Source organism: Streptomyces sp. NPDC032472, assembly GCF_040636955.1.
GTDB lineage: Bacteria > Actinomycetota > Actinomycetes > Streptomycetales > Streptomycetaceae > Streptomyces.
The window spans coordinates 16,954-32,381 of sequence record NZ_JBEZVK010000001.1; the positions used below are offsets into that span (position 1 = coordinate 16,954).

16 protein-coding genes are annotated in these 15,428 nt (G+C 71.2%); 11 read left to right on the forward strand and 5 right to left on the reverse strand.

The features are described from left to right. Positions 1–10 precede the first annotated feature (10 nt). Genes AB0F11_RS00075 through AB0F11_RS00085 form a run of 3 tightly spaced genes read right to left on the reverse strand, consistent with a single transcriptional unit; the run spans position 11 to position 2,120 of the window. Positions 11–820, reverse strand: coding sequence for an AIM24 family protein (locus AB0F11_RS00075; RefSeq protein ID WP_362166766.1), 810 nt, complete (start codon positions 818–820; stop codon positions 11–13). A gap of 11 nt (positions 821–831) precedes the next feature. Then, positions 832–1,482, reverse strand: coding sequence for an AIM24 family protein (locus AB0F11_RS00080; protein ID WP_362166438.1), 651 nt, complete (start codon positions 1,480–1,482; stop codon positions 832–834). Further along, positions 1,482–2,120 carry an AIM24 family protein gene (locus tag AB0F11_RS00085; protein ID WP_361914966.1) on the reverse strand — a complete coding sequence of 213 codons (639 nt, stop codon included), beginning with the start codon at positions 2,118–2,120 and terminating at the stop codon, positions 1,482–1,484. Before AB0F11_RS00085 ends, AB0F11_RS00080 begins: the two co-directional genes overlap by 1 nt. Before the next feature lie 293 nt (positions 2,121–2,413). On the opposite strand from AB0F11_RS00085, the gene AB0F11_RS00090 reads away from it, so the two are divergent. Together AB0F11_RS00090 and AB0F11_RS00095 are read left to right on the forward strand one after the other, a co-directional pair. Further along, on the forward strand, positions 2,414–2,788 hold the full coding sequence (locus tag AB0F11_RS00090; RefSeq protein WP_362166441.1) for a DUF3817 domain-containing protein: 375 nt from the start codon (positions 2,414–2,416) through the stop codon (positions 2,786–2,788). Beyond that, the gene (locus tag AB0F11_RS00095; RefSeq protein WP_362166444.1) at positions 2,785–3,075 is read left to right on the forward strand and encodes an MTH1187 family thiamine-binding protein; all 291 of its coding nucleotides are present in this window, start codon (positions 2,785–2,787) and stop codon (positions 3,073–3,075) included. The genes AB0F11_RS00090 and AB0F11_RS00095 overlap by 4 nt, the downstream gene beginning before the upstream one ends. A gap of 792 nt (positions 3,076–3,867) precedes the next feature. Here AB0F11_RS00095 and AB0F11_RS00100 read toward each other — a convergent pair. Next, positions 3,868–4,872, reverse strand: coding sequence for a DUF5937 family protein (locus tag AB0F11_RS00100; protein WP_362166446.1), 1,005 nt, complete (start codon positions 4,870–4,872; stop codon positions 3,868–3,870). 129 nt (positions 4,873–5,001) lie between these two features. On the opposite strand from AB0F11_RS00100, the gene AB0F11_RS00105 reads away from it, so the two are divergent. The 4 genes from AB0F11_RS00105 (at position 5,002) to AB0F11_RS00120 (ending at position 9,082) form a co-directional block, all read left to right on the forward strand. Then, positions 5,002–6,222: an MFS transporter gene (locus AB0F11_RS00105; protein WP_362166448.1), complete on the forward strand. Its 1,221-nt coding sequence runs from the start codon at positions 5,002–5,004 to the stop codon at positions 6,220–6,222. A 130-nt stretch (positions 6,223–6,352) separates the two neighbouring features. Then, complete coding sequence (locus AB0F11_RS00110; RefSeq protein WP_362166450.1) at positions 6,353–6,859, forward strand: MarR family transcriptional regulator; 507 nt, start codon at positions 6,353–6,355, stop codon at positions 6,857–6,859. A gap of 93 nt (positions 6,860–6,952) precedes the next feature. Further along, positions 6,953–7,282: a DUF3817 domain-containing protein gene (locus tag AB0F11_RS00115; RefSeq protein ID WP_362166452.1), complete on the forward strand. Its 330-nt coding sequence runs from the start codon at positions 6,953–6,955 to the stop codon at positions 7,280–7,282. Positions 7,283–7,381: 99 nt separating this feature from the next. Next, complete coding sequence (locus AB0F11_RS00120) at positions 7,382–9,082, forward strand: methylmalonyl-CoA mutase family protein (protein ID WP_362166455.1); 1,701 nt, start codon at positions 7,382–7,384, stop codon at positions 9,080–9,082. A gap of 120 nt (positions 9,083–9,202) precedes the next feature. Here AB0F11_RS00120 and AB0F11_RS00125 read toward each other — a convergent pair whose 3' ends face one another. Further along, positions 9,203–9,829 carry a TetR/AcrR family transcriptional regulator gene (locus AB0F11_RS00125; protein WP_362166457.1) on the reverse strand — a complete coding sequence of 209 codons (627 nt, stop codon included), beginning with the start codon at positions 9,827–9,829 and terminating at the stop codon, positions 9,203–9,205. 297 nt (positions 9,830–10,126) lie between these two features. Here AB0F11_RS00125 and AB0F11_RS00130 point away from each other — a divergent pair, with 297 nt between their 5' ends. The 5 genes from AB0F11_RS00130 (at position 10,127) to AB0F11_RS00150 (ending at position 15,408) form a co-directional block, all read left to right on the forward strand. Further along, positions 10,127–11,128 carry a tetratricopeptide repeat protein gene (locus tag AB0F11_RS00130; protein ID WP_362166460.1) on the forward strand — a complete coding sequence of 334 codons (1,002 nt, stop codon included), beginning with the start codon at positions 10,127–10,129 and terminating at the stop codon, positions 11,126–11,128. A 575-nt stretch (positions 11,129–11,703) separates the two neighbouring features. Next, positions 11,704–12,345 carry a DUF6230 family protein gene (locus tag AB0F11_RS00135; protein WP_362166463.1) on the forward strand — a complete coding sequence of 214 codons (642 nt, stop codon included), beginning with the start codon at positions 11,704–11,706 and terminating at the stop codon, positions 12,343–12,345. A gap of 106 nt (positions 12,346–12,451) precedes the next feature. Continuing rightward, complete coding sequence (locus AB0F11_RS00140; protein ID WP_362166465.1) at positions 12,452–13,015, forward strand: DUF6114 domain-containing protein; 564 nt, start codon at positions 12,452–12,454, stop codon at positions 13,013–13,015. Beyond that, the gene (locus AB0F11_RS00145) at positions 13,005–14,300 is read left to right on the forward strand and encodes a hypothetical protein (protein WP_362166467.1); all 1,296 of its coding nucleotides are present in this window, start codon (positions 13,005–13,007) and stop codon (positions 14,298–14,300) included. Before AB0F11_RS00140 ends, AB0F11_RS00145 begins: the two co-directional genes overlap by 11 nt. A 235-nt stretch (positions 14,301–14,535) precedes the next feature. Continuing rightward, positions 14,536–15,408, forward strand: coding sequence for a VCBS repeat-containing protein (locus tag AB0F11_RS00150; protein ID WP_362166468.1), 873 nt, complete (start codon positions 14,536–14,538; stop codon positions 15,406–15,408). Positions 15,409–15,428: the final 20 nt, after the last annotated feature.

Genomic DNA, 15,428 nt, shown 5'->3' on the forward strand with positions numbered 1-15,428 from the left:
AAGCCGAAGATCACAATCCGAGGCGCCGCTGGATGTCACCCAGCTGCCCCGGCATCCGGACGCCCAGCTGCCCCAGCGGTCCCTGCTGCCCGTGCCCGCCGCCGTGCCCCGGCATGGCCCCCGGGATGCCCGGCTCGGTGCCGACCACCCCGACCGACTGCTCGGCCATCAGCGCCTCCGAGGACTGCATCAGCACCGTCCCGGCCCCCACGAACTCGAACTGGTGCTCCTCGCCCGAGGTGCCGCCGATGCCGGTCAGCGAGCGCAGGCCGCCGATCACGCCGGACATGTACCCGTGGTCGTAATGGTGGCAGGGTGACGGGCAGTCCGCCCAGCCGACGAGCGCCTGCGGGTCCACGCGCAGCGGCGGCTCCATGAAGACCACCGGACCGTTGGACGCCGCGACGAACTTCCCGGTTCCGATCAGCGTGAGGAAACCCGGCACGATCGACTGCTTCAGCGCGAGGGAGGGCTGGTACGCCAGCAGGTTGCCCGACCGGATGGTCAGGTTGCCGTCGTCCAGGTCGTAGGAGTTCACGTCGAAGGCGCGGTCGGCCAGCAGCATCTTGCCCTGGCCCTCCGCCACCACCCAGTCGCTCGCGTGCAGCGGCGAGTGGAAGCTCGTGCGCAGCAGCCGGTCGAAGCGGCCGTGGCCGATGCCGTTGAACTCGATCCGCCCGTAGTAGGCGACCATCTTGCCCTTCTGCAGGAACCACTGGCTCCCCTTGAGCTCCACGCAGAAGGTGTACGCGTTCACATTGTCGTCGGAGGGCAGGGTGTGAGGGTCGAAGACCGTCGGGGCGCCGGGTCCGCCGGTCACGGGACCAAAGTTCACAGTTTCTCCTCCGAGGCCTGCACAAATACGGCGCCCTGGCCCGACAGCTCCAGCTGGAAGGCCTCGCCCGAGCCGCGCCCCACCATGTCGCGCCAGCCGAGCGCGGTGGAGAGCTTGTTCCTGACGTCCCCGAAGTGGGCCACGTACGCCTGCGGGTCGACGTGGACCGGACGGTTCGGGGTGATGGGGAGCTGGATGACCCCGCCGTGGGCCATCACGGCCACCGAGCCGTGCCCCTTGAGGGTGGTGGTGAACAGGCCCTGGCCCGTCACCTGGCCGCGCACCATGCCCATGACACCGCCCTGCGAGCCCATGAACATCGTGCCCTGCTGCAGGGTCCCGTCGAAGGCCAGCAGCCGGTCCGCCTCCACGTACAGCGTCTCGCCCGTCAGGTTGATCACCTGCACGTGGTGGCCGCCGTGGCCGAACATCACGGTGCCGCTGCCCTCGACCGTCATCAGCGGGGTCTGCTCGTTCGCCACGCGGCGCCCGATCATGCCCAGGACCCCGCCCTGGCCGCCGGCCAGACTCGGCGTGAACGACACGTCGCCGCGGTACGCGAGCATCGCGCCGCGCTGGCTGTACAGGGTCTGCCCGGGGACGACCTGGGCCTCGACCATTTTGGAGTTGATCTCCCGGAACGGCATCAGATGTCGCCCCCGATGGTGTTGCGCTCGCTCGGCTGCACGTACACCAGGCCCTCGCCCTCGAAACGGATCTGGAACGCCTCGCCGGAGCCCTCGCCGATCAGGGTGCGGAAGGTGATCCCCGACTGGAAGGACTGGCGCAGCTCGCCGGTGTGCGCGATGTACGCCCCCGGGTCGACGGAGAGCGGGTACTGGGCGCTGACGCGCAGGACCACGGCCGGGCCGTCGGACATGATCGCCGCCTGGCCGGTCCCCTCCACGGTCGTGGTGAACAGGCCGTTGCCCGTCGCCCCGCCGCGCAGGCCCGTGAACGTGGTGCCGGTGCGCAGGCCGGCGTCGGTGCACAGGAGGTTGCTGGACTCGACGTACAGCTTCTCGCCGCGCAGGTTGACGAGGTTGATCTCGCTCGCGCGGTCGGCGAAGAAGCAGGTGCCGTGCCCCTGGACCTCCATCACGGTCATCTGTTCGCCGGTCAGACGGCGCGTCACCATGCCGCGCAGGCCTTCGCCGCCGCCGGTCATCTTCTTGAAGGCCATCTGGCCGTCGTACGCAACCATGGAGCCGTTCTTCGCTTTCACGGCATCCCCGGTCAGGTCGACGGCGAGCACCTTGCTGCCTTGGAGTCGGAACTGAGCCACGGGGAGACGTTATCGGCAGCGGGCGGAGGCGAACAGGGGCCCTTGGCCGATATGTACGGCTCGGTGGGGTGGGGCGGGGTTGGGGCGGTTGTTCCGCTCTGGGGTGTGCGGTGGGGCGGGCGCGCGGGTGGGGCGGCGGTGGGCGGCGGGTGGGTTGGCGACGGGGCCGCCGACGGGGCCGCCGACGGGGCCGCCGACCCCCGGTCAAGATCCGGCAAAGCGGCTGAGACACTGGGACGGACCCACCCGGGCCCCTTCCCGGGCCTCCCCCCGACGGTTGCTGAAGGTTGCTGATGGACATCAAGACCGCCTCCGCCCTGCACCGGCTGCGCCTCGTCTCCGTACCCGAGGCGCTGTCGTTCCCGGCCCTGCTGATCTTCGGCTCGCTGCTGAGCCGGATCTCGGACGTCGACTACCTGATGATGCCGCTGGGCGGCCTGCACGGGATCCTGTTCCTCATCTACGTGGTGTTCCTGCTGGACGTGTGGAACACGGCGAAGTGGCACTGGAAGAAGGCCGCGAAGTTCTTCGTCCTGGCCCTGATCCCCTTCGGCGGGCTGTACGGCGACCGGCTGCTCAAGGCCGAGGAGGCCGACAGCGTGGTCGCGGCGCGGGCGGCCCGCGAGGCGCGCGAGGCGCGTGAGGCCCGTGAGGCGGCCGGGGCATGATCGTCGCGTTCTCGGTGACCCCGCTCGGGGTCGGTGAAGAGGTCGGCGAGTACGTCGCCGACGCGGTGCGGGTGGTGCGGGAGTCGGGGCTGCCGAACCGCACCGACGCGATGTTCACCTCGATCGAGGGCGAGTGGAACGAGGTGATGGACGTCGTCCGGCGGGCCGTGGCCGCGGTGGAGGAGCGGGCGCCACGGGTCTCGCTGGTCCTGAAGGCGGACATCCGGCCGGGGGTTGTGGACGGGCTGACGTCGAAGGTGGCGACGGTGGAACGCCACCTGTCCTGACCGGGGGTCGAACCCGCCTCAACCGCCGGCGCGGCTGACGGCGCCCCCTGGCCCGGGGTTCGGGCCTGCCGCCCGCGGCTCCGGTTCGCCTCAATCGCCGGCGGGGCTGACGGTGGCCCCCTGGCCCGGGGTTGGGCTGCCGCCCGGGGCTCCGCGGCGCCTCAAGCGCCGGCGGGGCTGGGGGTGGTGCCCTGGGGCGGGGTCGGTTGGTGGGGCGGGTGGGGCGCGGCCACTCCGGAGGTTCGTCTCGGCTCGCGGATCCTGGCCGCATCCGGTACGCCCCCGGCGGTGACCGCTCATCCTCGACTCACCACCGCAGTGTCCACACCCCACCCACCCGACCGACCCACCCCAGCCCCGGGGTACGGCCAAAGCAAAGCCAACCCACGTCCGTATGCGGGCAGGGGATGGCGCCATACGCTTGGACGATGTGCAAGGAAGCATCGGACCAGTGGCATCGCCGTCACTTACGGACAGCTCCCGGGAGCCTTCGAGCGGATGCTGCTCGGATATCACGCTGAGGTGCTCGGCGAAGCGTAGGTCGCCCTCGTTTGTGGCCAGTGGCTGCTGTTTTGGGTGGACGGCCGGCATCCAGGGGGCAAGACCTGCTCTGAGGGGCACGGTTTGTAACCGGCACGGACCGGTCATCTGGCGAAAGAGCCCAGGCTTTGCTGTAGCGGGCTCTCCGGATCGCCGGGCCGGGGGTCCCCGTCCGTCGCCGTTGCCGTCCCGGGCCCAACGTTGCATGACGGGCATTCAGGGCAGGCCTGCAACACTGGCGGGTTCCCCGGGTCAGTGCGGCGAGGAGTCCGCCGCGGTGGTCAGGGCTATGGCCAGCGGCGTGCGCTCGTACAGGACCCGGTGGCCGTGCCGGGCCGAGAGCAGCAGCCCCGCTCCGTACAGCGCCTTCAGGTGTGCGGAGACGGTGGCGGGCGCCAGGCCCAGCCGGACCGCCAGGTCGCCGGTGGAGGCCGGTTCGTGCAGCGCGCACAGCACCTCCGCCCGGCCGCGGCCCAGCAGCCGGGCCAGCGCCTGCGGGGCCGGGCCCGCCGGCGCCGTCCACAGGGCGCCGATGCCGCGGGCCGGGTAGACCAGCGTCGGCTGCCAGGGCGGGTCGTAGCCGCCGACCACCTCCGGCCAGACGAACGCGCTCGGCATCAGCAGCAGGCCCTGCCCGTCCAGGCGGCGGTCGTGATGGGCGGGACGGCGGATGGACAGGGTGTCCCCGGACCACACGAGGTCGGGGTGGAGGCCGTCGAACAGCGCCCGGAGCCCGCCCGCCGCCAGCCGGCGGGAGTGGAAGAGGATGTCCGCCTCCAGCAGGGCCCGCAGCCGCGGCCAGTGCGGGGCGACCAGCGCTGCCCAGGCCTGCTCGTACAGATCGGCCAACCCCCGTACGGCGCGCGCCGGGTCCGCGAGCATCCGCCGGCCGAGGTCTCCCTCGGCCGCGCCCGGGGTGCACACCAGGGCCCGCCGCAGGTCCTCGTGCAGTGCCTGCGGATCGGCCTCGGCGGCGGCCCGCACCTGGGCCAGCTCCTCGTCGAAGGTGACCGACGGGCCGAGCGGGGGCGGGCTGAGGAAGTCCGGGTTGTGGCCGCGGCGCGGCATCAGCAGCCACAGCGGCCGCAGGTCCAGCCCGTCGGCGGCCGCCCGGATCTGCCGGAGCCAGGGCAGGTGGTACGCCTGCCGGTGCGGCCGCATCAGCGTGCGTACGGCCTCCTGGGTCTCCCAGCGCGGCGAGAGCGAGAACCGGCACCGCAGGAGGTCCTCCGGCCCGAACCGGAAGTGAAACGCCACGCTCCCCCCTCCCGCTCATGTTGCGCTGTCCGGGTCGACGTTACGCGCCGCGGGTCCGCGGCGGACATGAGTGATTCGGTTCAGGGCGAATCACTGCTCCGGCTTCGGCCGGGCCCGCAGGGTGGGTGGGTGTCCACCCTTCAGCAGGCTCCGGCCGGCTACCGGCCCGTTTTCCGGGTCCGGGAGTTCCGGTTCGTGTTCGCCGCCCACCTGATGTCCGTCCTCGGCCTCGTCGTCGCCGAGATCGCCCTCACCGTCCTCGTCTTCCGCGCCACCGGCTCGCCCCTGCTGAGCGCGCTCACCTTCGCCCTCGGCTTCCTCCCGTACGCCCTCGGCGGCACGCTGCTCGCCCCGCTCGCCGACCGCCACCCCGCCCGCCGGGTCCTCGTCGCCTGCGACCTGCTCTGCGCCGGCTGCGCGGCCGCCATGGTCTGGCCGGGCACGCCCGTCGCCGGGCTGCTCGTCCTGCGAAGCGCCATGGCCTTCACCGCGCCGCTGTTCCAGGGCACCCGCAACGCCTCCCTCGCCGATGTGCTCGGGTCCGGCGACGCCTTCGTCCTGGGCCGGTCCCTGATGCGGATGGTGGCCCAGAGCGCCCAGCTGATCGGCTTCGGCCTCGGCGGGCTCCTGCTGACCGTGCTCGCGCCGCGCGCCGCGATCGCGCTGACCGCCGCCGGGTTCCTGGGCTCCGCCCTGCTGCTGCGCTTCGGGACGCGGGCCCGGCCGGCCCGCGGCGGCGCCGCCCGCACCTCTCCGCTCGCCGGGCTGCGCGCCGTCCTCGGCGACCGCCGGCTGCGGGCCCTGGTCCTGCTGTTCTGGGTGCCGCCGGTGTTCGGCATCGTCCCCGAGGCGCTGCTCGCGCCGTACGCGGACGGGATCGGCGCCGGCACCGCCGCCCTCGGGGCGATGATGTGCGCGCTGCCCGTCGGCACGATCGCGGGTGAGCTGTGGGCCGGCTCCCGCCTCGGCCCCGACGCCCGTGCGCGGCTGGTCGTCCCGCTGTGCGCGGGCGGGCTGCTGCCGCTGCTGGTGTTCGCGCTCCGGCCGGGCGTGCCGGCCGCGCTCGCCGCGCTGCTGGCCGCCGGGCTGGCGCACGCGTACACCCTCGGCCTCGACCAGTGGTTCGTGGACGCGGTTCCGGAAGAGCTGCGCGGCCGGGCCATGACCCTGCTGGGCACCGGGCTGATGACCTCCCAGGGCGTCGGGATGGCCCTGGCCGGCCTCGTCGCCGAGTTCCTCCCGGCCCACGAGGTCGTCACGGCCGCCGCCCTCCTCGGCACGGCGGTCACCCTGCTCCTCCTCGCGCAGCTCCGCTCCACGGCGGTCACCGTCGGCGGGTACGGCCGCTGAGCGGAGCCTTCCCCGCCCCGCCCTTCCCCGTTTTCCCCGTCCCGCCCTTCCCCGTTTCCCGTGCTGCGCCCGGGGACCGAGGAGTGAGACGGGGCACATACGGAAATGACCGCCCGGTAGGGTCGGAGGCGTGTCCAAGCCGCTCAGCCTTCCCTTCGACCCCATCGCCCGCGCCGACGAGCTCTGGCAGCGGCGCTGGGGGCCGGTGCCCTCGATGGCCGCCATCACCTCGATCATGCGGGCGCACCAGATCCTGCTCGGCGAGGTCGACGCCGTGGTCAAGCCGTACGGGCTCACCTTCGCCCGGTACGAGGCGCTGGTGCTGCTGACCTTCTCCAAGGCCGGCGAGCTGCCGATGTCGAAGATCGGCGAGCGGCTGATGGTCCACCCCACCTCGGTGACGAACACGGTGGACCGTCTGGTGAGGTCCGGGCTGGTGGCCAAGCGCCCCAACCCGAACGACGGCCGCGGCACGCTCGCCTCCATCACCGACAAGGGCCGCGAGGTCGTCGAGGCGGCGACGAAGGACCTGATGGCGATCGACTTCGGCCTGGGCGCGTACGACGCCGAGGAGTGCCAGGAGATCTTCGCGCTGCTGCGCCCGCTGCGGGTGGCCGCCGCCGACTTCGAGGAGTAGGACCCCCTCGGCGGCCCCGCAGTAGCGGGGCTCACACCCGTGCGCACCCGCCCCCGTCAAGATCGAGCAAAACGGACGGCTAGGCTCGGTGCCATGAAGAGAAGCGTGCTGACCCGCTACCGGGTGATGGCCTTTGCGACTGCCGTGATGCTGCTGGTCCTGTGCACCTGCATGGTGGCCAAGTACGGGTTCGACACCGGCGCCGACCTGACCCTCGTGGTCTCCCAGGTCCACGGCGTGCTCTTCATGGTCTACCTGGTCTTCGCCTTCGACCTGAGCTCCAAGGCCAAGTGGTCCTTCGGCCGGATGCTGTGGGTGATGCTCTCCGGAACGATCCCGCTGGCCGCCTTCTTCGTCGAGCGCCAGGTCCGCGCCGAGGTCGAGCCGCTGGTCGTGGACGGTCTGGCCACCGCCGAGGCCTGAGCCCGAAGGCCCGCCGCCCCTGGAGCGCGGGTGGAACCCCGGGGATCTCCCCGGGGTTTCCCATCGACATTTACTAGGACGTCCTAGTAAATTCGAAGCATGGACGCTGACGCCATCGAGGAGGGCCGCCGCCGCTGGCAGGCCCGTTACGACAAGGCCCGCAAGCGCGAGGCCGACTTCACCACGCTCTCCGGCGATGCCGTCGATCCGGTCTACGGCCCGCGGCCCGGCGACTCGTACGAGGGATTCGAGCGCATCGGCTGGCCGGGCGAGTACCCGTACACGCGCGGCCTGCACGCCACCGGCTACCGCGGGCGGACCTGGACCATCCGCCAGTTCGCCGGCTTCGGCAACGCCGAGCAGACCAACGAGCGCTACAAGATGATCCTGGCCGCCGGCGGCGGCGGGCTCTCGGTCGCCTTCGACATGCCCACCCTCATGGGCCGCGACTCCGACGACCCCCGCTCCCTCGGCGAGGTCGGACACTGCGGCGTCGCCATAGACTCCGCCGCCGACATGGAGGTCCTCTTCAAGGACATCCCGCTCGGCGACGTGACCACCTCCATGACGATCTCGGGCCCGGCCGTGCCCGCCTTCTGCATGTACCTGGTCGCCGCCGAGCGCCAGGGCGTCGACCCGGGCGTCCTCAACGGCACCCTGCAGACGGACATCTTCAAGGAGTACATCGCCCAGAAGGAGTGGCTCTTCGAACCCGAGCCGCACCTGCGCCTCATCGGCGACCTCATGGAGTACTGCGCCAAGGGCATCCCCGCCTACAAGCCGCTGTCCGTCTCCGGCTACCACATCCGCGAGGCCGGGGCGACGGCCGCGCAGGAGCTCGCGTACACCCTCGCCGACGGCTTCGGCTACGTGGAGCTCGGCCTCTCGCGCGGCATGGACGTCGACACCTTCGCGCCCGGCCTGTCCTTCTTCTTCGACGCCCACCTCGACTTCTTCGAGGAGATCGCCAAGTTCCGCGCCGCCCGCCGGATCTGGGCGCGCTGGATGAAGGAGGTGTACGGCGCGAAGAACGAGAAGTCGATGTGGCTGCGCTTCCACACGCAGACCGCCGGCGTCTCTCTGACGGCGCAGCAGCCGTACAACAACGTCGTGCGCACCGCCGTCGAGGCCCTCGCGGCCGTCCTCGGCGGCACCAACTCCCTCCACACCAACGCCCTCGACGAGACCCTCGCCCTGCCGAGCGAGCAGGCGGCCGAGATCGCCCTGCGCACCCAGCAGGTGCTGATGGAGGAGACGGGCGTGGCCAACGTGGCCGACCCGCTGGGCGGTTCCTGGTACGTGGAGCAGCTCACCGACCGCATCGAGGCCGACGCCGAGAAGATCTTCGAGCAGATCAAGGAGCGCGGCCTGCGCGCCCACCCGGACGGGCAGCACCCGATCGGTCCGATCACCTCCGGCATCCTGCGCGGCATCGAGGACGGCTGGTTCACCGGGGAGATCGCCGAGTCGGCCTTCGTCTACCAGCGTGCGCTGGAGAAGGGCGACAAGCGGGTCGTCGGCGTCAACGTCCACCACGGCTCCGTCACCGGCGACCTGGAGATCCTCCGCGTCAGCCACGAGGTGGAGCGCGAGCAGGTGCGGGTGCTCGCCGCCCGCAAGGAGCGCCGGGACGACGCGAAGGTGTCGGCCGCGCTCAAGGCCATGCTGGACGCCGCCCGCGACGGGTCGAACATGATCCCGGCGATGCTGGACGCGGTGCGCGCCGAGGCCACGCTCGGGGAGATCTGCAACGCCCTGCGCGACGAGTGGGGCACGTACACCGAGCCGCCGGGCTTCTAGGGTCTGTGCGTCCGTCCGGGCGACCGGACGGACGGAGCGGTTCCTCGCGGGCCGGTCGCACCGCCACGCGGCGGGTGCGGCCGGCCCCGTTCCGTACGTGCCGTGCCGTGCGGGCTCGGCTCAGGCCGCTTCGGTGCCGCGCAGGCCGTGCATCAGCAGGGCCGTGAACGTGGCCACCCAGAGCTCGTCCACCGGCTCCGAGCTGACCAGGGCCCGGTGCACCACGGTGCCCGCGATCACGTCGAAGATCAGGTCCGTGGTCCGGGCGGCGAGGCACGCGTCCTCCTCGTACGGCAGCTCCCCGCGGGCCTGGGCCCGCTCGCGCCCCAGAACGACGAGACGTTTCTGCCGGTCCACGATCGCCGAGCGGATCCGGTCGCGCAGGGCCTCGTCCCGGGTGGACTCGGCGACGACCGCCATCAGGGCGGTACGGGCCTCCGGTCGCCGCAGCAGCGCCGCGAACTGGAGCACCACGTCCTCGATGTCGGCTTCGAGGGAGCCGCGGTCGGGCAGTTCGAGGCAGTCGAAGAGCTCGGCGACCGCATCCACGACCAGCTCGTTCTTGCCCGCCCAGCGGCGGTAGAGGGTGGTCTTCGCGACGCCGGCCCGGGCCGAGACGTCGCCCATCGTCAGCTTCGACCAGCCCAGATCCACCAGCGCGTCCCGCGTCGCGGCGAGGATCGCGGCGTCCGCGGCGGCATTGCGGGGGCGGCCCGTGCGGCCGGCCGGGGGGCTGGGGTTGTGCATGGCGCAGACCATACCCGCCAGTAGTGGAACCGTCTGGCCCCCTGAGCGTGTGCTTCAGATCACGCGAGGCGAGGGGGCGCAGGGCGCCGCGGGGAGTTACGCTACGGCTCGTAGCGTAAGAGCGGCAACCACGCGAAGAGCTACCGGCGCCAGGTGGGGACCCGGCGCCACCCAACACGCACCAGGGCACCACAGCACCACAACCGCACAGCACCAGGGACCGGACCGGCCTGCGGGCAAGAACGCAATTCGGCCGATCTTTTTCGTCGGCGCGCGCACACGGGGGAGGATGTACGCATGCAGCCCAGAAACATGTCCATGAGCGGCGTCGTCGACCTCGCCGCGGTGAAGGCGGCCGCCGAGGCCAAGGCGAAGGCCGAGCAGGCACGTGCCGAGGCGGCCCGGCAGGCAGCCCGGGGCGGTGGGGCACCCGCCCCCGCCGGTGCGGTGCCGCCGTCGGCGCTCGTCATCGACGTCGACGAGGCCGGCTTCGAGCGCGACGTCCTCCAGCTCTCCTCCGAGGTCCCGGTCGTCCTGGACTTCTGGGCCGAGTGGTGCCAGCCGTGCAAGCAGCTGAGCCCGCTGCTGGAGCGCCTGGTCACGGAGGCGAACGGCCGCCTCGTCATGGCCAAGGTCGACGTCGACGCCAACCAGATGCTGATGCAGCAGTTCGGCATCCAGGGCATCCCGGCCGTCTTCGCGGTGGTCGCCGGCCAGGTGCTCCCGCTGTTCCAGGGCGTGGCCCCCGAGCAGGAGATCCGCGCCACCCTGGCCCAGCTGGTCCAGGTCGCCGAGGAGCGCTTCGGGATCATCGGCATCCAGGTCGACCCGAGCGCCGAGGCCGGCGCCGCCGGTGCGGCCGCCGCCGAGCCTCCGGCCGGCCCGCACGACGCGCTGCTGGAGGCGGCCGTGTCCGCGCTCGACGCCGGTGACCTGGCCGGCGCGGTGCAGGCATACAAGAACGTCCTCGCGGACGACCCGGCGAACACGGAGGCGAAACTGGGCCTGGCCCAGGCCCAGCTCCTCGCCCGGGTGCAGGACATGAACCCGCAGGCGGTGCGCACCGCCGCGGCCGAGAACCCCAAGGACCCGCAGGCCCAGATCGCGGCCGCGGACCTGGACCTGGTCGGCGGCCACGTGGAGGACGCCTTCGGGCGCCTGGTGGACACCGTCCGGGTGACGGCGGGCGCCGACCGGGACGCCGTACGGCTTCGGCTGCTGGAGCTGTTCGAGGTCATCGGGCCCGAGGACCCGCGGGTGGCGGCGGCACGCACGGCCCTCGCCCGGGTGCTGTTCTAGCGATCGCTCCGGACACCGGCGATTTGTTGACACGGCGATAAACAGCGGCCGCACTTTGCCAAAACTTGGCAATTGCGGCCGCTGTTACTCGCAGTAAGTGGAACCTCGTGATCTGTCCGGGGTGTCTGTATTTACCCCGCTCTGTCGTGGCCCTGGGTGACACCCTGTGTTGCTGCCCGACGGCGGCGGGTCGAGCTGCGGTTATCTTGCCGTTACCCGCCAGTAACGAACCCCCTTGTGCCCCGGCCGGGAATGGACCACGATCGGCGACGCTCGGTCCTTCCCGCAGAGCCGCTCGTCCGGAGCCGCGGTGGAGGGTCCCCACCGGGCCGGCCGGTGCCCGTGGCACCGGCTGTGGGACAGGGGGGTCTTCGCCACACCGGCGGAGCCTGTCCTCCTGGTTGCGCGAACGCGTGACCCAGTGGTTGTCGCTCGGGGGTGAACGCCGGTGTATCGGACGCGGCCCGGCCGCGCCACGGCCGCCTGCGCTCTCCTTCCCGAGGACGTAGCACTTCTCCCATCCCAGGACGGGCTCTGCCCGGACCGGAGATGTACGTCCGAGAAGGAGGAACGAAATGAGTTCTCAGGTTCGTGGCGGGACCAGATGGAAGCGCTTCGCGCTCGTCATGGTGCCGAGCATCGCGGCCACCGCCGCGGTCGGTGTGGGTCTGGCGCAGGGTGCCCTCGCGGCGTCCTTCAGCGTCTCGGGTCAGGACTTCAAGGTCACGGCCGACAAGCTCGACGGTGACAACCTCATCCAGTACGGCGGCATCGCCGAGGGTCACGACCTCAAGGGCAACGCGGCGCACCACCCGGTCACCATCTCCGGGTTCAGCCACGCCGAGATCACCAACATGTGCCAGTCGCTGGTCACCCCGACCCCGCTGGGCAACATCACGCTCCAGCTGCGCACGGGCCACAAGGGCAAGCCGGCCGTCGCCGACAACATCTACCTGGATGTCGCGGAGCTCGACACCGACGCCACGTTCACCAACCTGGACATCGGTGTCGCCGTGGGCGACGCGAGCCACAAGACCAAGCCGCAGGCCGGCACGGTCGCGAGCCCGTACGCGTTCTCGCAGCGCGCCGACAAGGCCGTGCTGACGAACGTGCGCCAGAAGGCGTGGGCGACGACGGCGGGCACCTTCAAGCTCCCCGACCTCAAGCTGCGCCTCATGGGCGGCGACCAGCCGTGCTACCAGGACATCAAGGACTGACAGTCCTGATGCGTGACCGGCCGGGCGGGTGACGAAAGATGTCGCCGCCCGCCCGTCCGGGCTCCACAGAGTTCTCCGTACCACCGTTTCCAGGGAGCTGTTGATCATGAACCCCCAGGCCCCGGTTTACGAACGCGCCGCAGACGACGCTTGGCTCACCGTGCTGTACTACCGCTTCCACGCCTGGAGCGGTCGCCGTCCGTTCTGGGCCGGGCTGTTCACGCTCCTCGGTGGTGTCCCGATCGCGTACTTCCCGTACGCGGACCTGCGCGTCGGCAACATCACCCTCGCCATGGCCACGACCGCCGGATCCGGCTCGCTGATCATCGGTGTCCTGCTCATCACGCTGGGCGGGGCCATGTGGTTCCAGCAGGCCATCCGCACCTTCGCCGGCGTCGCCGCGATCCTGCTGGCCCTGGTGTCCCTGCCGGTGTCCAACCTCGGCGGCTTCTTCATGGGCTTCATCCTCGCCATGGTCGGCGGCGCCCTCGCCCTGGCGTGGGCTCCCGGCGCCCCGGTGGACGAGACGGCCGCGGCGGCCGGCGGAGCGGGCAGGGCCGAGGCGATGGCGGGCGGCGCCCCGGGCATCCCGGCCCCCCGCGACACGGAGGCGGCCTACGCGAGCGAGAAGACTGCCCACGCCGACGGCGGGAGGAACAGTGCGGGGTGACGAGACGCAGCGGGGCGCGGCCCCGAGCGCAGAGTCCCGTGAAAGAAGGGGTCCGCGGCACGCCGCCCCCCGGAAGTCGCTGCTGAACAAGATCCAGATACCCGTCGGCAAGACGATGGCGCTGGCGGCCATGCCGACCGCGGTGTTCGTCGGGATGGGCATGGCCCCCAAGCTGGCCATGGCCGACGACCAGGAGATCCCCTTCGCGCCCGGCCCGTGCGTGACACGGTCCGACGCACCCGCGGAGTCGGCCTCCCCGAGCCCCTCGACGTCCCCCTCGGCCTCGCCCTCGCCCGGCGCCTCGACCGGCGCGAGCCCCTCGCCCGGCGCCTCCGCGACGCCGAAGCCCGGGGCCACCGCCTCGGCCCCGAAGCCGTCGGCGAGCAGCTCGGCCACCGCCAAGCAGCCGAACAAGGCGACGTCCGCGGCCCCGGCCACCCCCGCCCCCACCGTGTCCAAGGCCCCGAACCCGCTGGACCCGCTGGGCGTCGGCGACACGGTCAAGGGGCTCCTCGACTCGCTCGGCAGGCCGCTGCAGGGCACCCCGTCGGCCACCCCGACGCCCTCGGCCACGGCCACGGCGCCGACCAAGGCCCCGTCCACGCCTGCCCCGGACCCCAAGGCCGATGCGATCCGCGAGGCCGCCAAGAAGGCCGGCGTCGACGTCTCCGAGCTGCCCCAGGACGTCAAGGACACGGCGGTCACGCCCAAGGACGAGACCGGCAAGAAGCCCGGCGACGACAAGGCCGAGGACGGGGCGAAGCCCGAGGAGTCCAAGGACCCCAGCGGCAAGCAGCCCTTCCCGTGCCCGACGTACGACGCCAAGGCGCTGGCCGACGCCCAGCTGGAGCCGGGCATCCCGCTCCTGCCGGACGAGCCCTGGTACCTCGACAGCTCGCTGCTGACCCTCTACGGCCTGGACTACAAGGGCATAGTCGAGGTGAAGACGGCGGGCGGGAAGACCAAGAAGGTCCTGAAGTTCACCGCGGACTCGCTGGACATCAAGGACCTGTACCAGACGGTCGGCAAGAGCGGGAACGTCGCCCACCTGAAGTCCCGCCCGGGCTCCACCTCGAAGATCCGCGGCGGCGAGGTGACGATGTACACCGAGAGCCTCAAGGGCAACCTGTTCGGGATCATCCCGATCGAGTTCTCCCCGAACAGCCCGCCGCCCCTGAACGTCCCGTTCGCGTTCTTCACGAACGTCAAGGTCGTCCAGGCCGGCCAGTTCGGAGGCACGCTCACCGTCCCCGGCCTGAAGAACTACATCGGCCCGCCGGAATAACATTCATCAACTGTGGCCCGTTCCCTCCGGGGAGCGGGCCACGGTGTTTTCCGGCAACATGCTTGGCTGATTTGATCTTTTGGTGCGGGTGTACTTGTCGCTAGGGTAATGGGACCGCGGTAGTGTGCCCGGTGCGCCGGCTGTCTCATGGGGGGATTCCGAGTCGTCTTCGGCATGGCCTTGGCATGCCTGCGCTCGTGACTTCCTGTGGGGGCTTTTCTCGATGTCGACCTTAATGAAGCGTGCGCTGCGTCGGACGGTGATCTGCTGCGTCGGCTTGGCTTTTGTTGCGATATCCCTGGGGGTGTCCGATGTGGCGGCCCGCATTTTTACGGGCCGGACCGCCAGTGCGGCGGCCCCGTCGGCGCCGCCGACCATGTTCCCCTTGTATGCGCGTCATCCGAGCGGCAAGCTCCGCTCCAATGAGCCGAAGGGAACCGGAGGATTCGAGGCCGCCCGTGAATTGGGCGGAGGCTTCGGCGATGCGACTGCGATCGTTCAGGCCAACGTCTCTGAGGCCGGTAGAGGTAACGATATCTACCACCGGATGAATGGGGTGCTCTACTACACGGCGGAGCACGGCAACGACACCAAGGTAATCGGCGGCGGTTGGGACGTTTACAACCTGCTCGTCTCGGTGGGGAACCTGGGCGGTTCTGCAGATGTGGACCTGATCGGCCGGGACGCGGCCGGCGACCTCTGGCTCTATCGAGGCGAGCCTGATGGCACTCTGAGCGGCCGCATCCGGATCGGCACGGGCTGGAATGGTCTGAACGCGCTCGCAGGACGCGGTGACTACACGGGCGACGGCAAAGCGGATCTCCTGGCACGGACCCCCGATGGCACGCTCCTCATATACGTCGGCACAGGCAACGCCACCGTGGACAGCGTGGTAGGCGCCCGGATCACAGTGGGCACGGGCTGGGGCGGCTACAAGGCGCTTGTGTCTACTGGTGACAACGACGGAGACGGCAAGGCCGATCTGATCGCCAGCGATCCGACCGGCGCCCTCTGGCTCTTCAAGGGAACAGGAAATCCTGCCGCTCCCTTCGCTCCGCGGGTGCAGATCGGCGCTTCGGGCTGGGCCGACTTCGACCTCCTCTTCTGAGTAGAAAGGCTGATACGCGT

Coding starts and splice junctions, on each gene's coding strand:
- AB0F11_RS00150 (WP_362166468.1), top strand. CDS start 14,536: ATGAAGCGTGCGCTGCGTCGGACGGTGATCTGCTGCGTCGGCTTGGCT.
- AB0F11_RS00120 (WP_362166455.1), top strand. CDS start 7,382: ATGGACGCTGACGCCATCGAGGAGGGCCGCCGCCGCTGGCAGGCCCGT.
- AB0F11_RS00080 (WP_362166438.1), bottom strand. CDS start 1,482: ATGCCGTTCCGGGAGATCAACTCCAAAATGGTCGAGGCCCAGGTCGTC.
- AB0F11_RS00135 (WP_362166463.1), top strand. CDS start 11,704: ATGAGTTCTCAGGTTCGTGGCGGGACCAGATGGAAGCGCTTCGCGCTC.
- AB0F11_RS00130 (WP_362166460.1), top strand. CDS start 10,127: ATGCAGCCCAGAAACATGTCCATGAGCGGCGTCGTCGACCTCGCCGCG.
- AB0F11_RS00125 (WP_362166457.1), bottom strand. CDS start 9,829: ATGCACAACCCCAGCCCCCCGGCCGGCCGCACGGGCCGCCCCCGCAAT.
- AB0F11_RS00095 (WP_362166444.1), top strand. CDS start 2,785: ATGATCGTCGCGTTCTCGGTGACCCCGCTCGGGGTCGGTGAAGAGGTC.
- AB0F11_RS00140 (WP_362166465.1), top strand. CDS start 12,452: ATGAACCCCCAGGCCCCGGTTTACGAACGCGCCGCAGACGACGCTTGG.
- AB0F11_RS00115 (WP_362166452.1), top strand. CDS start 6,953: ATGAAGAGAAGCGTGCTGACCCGCTACCGGGTGATGGCCTTTGCGACT.
- AB0F11_RS00090 (WP_362166441.1), top strand. CDS start 2,414: ATGGACATCAAGACCGCCTCCGCCCTGCACCGGCTGCGCCTCGTCTCC.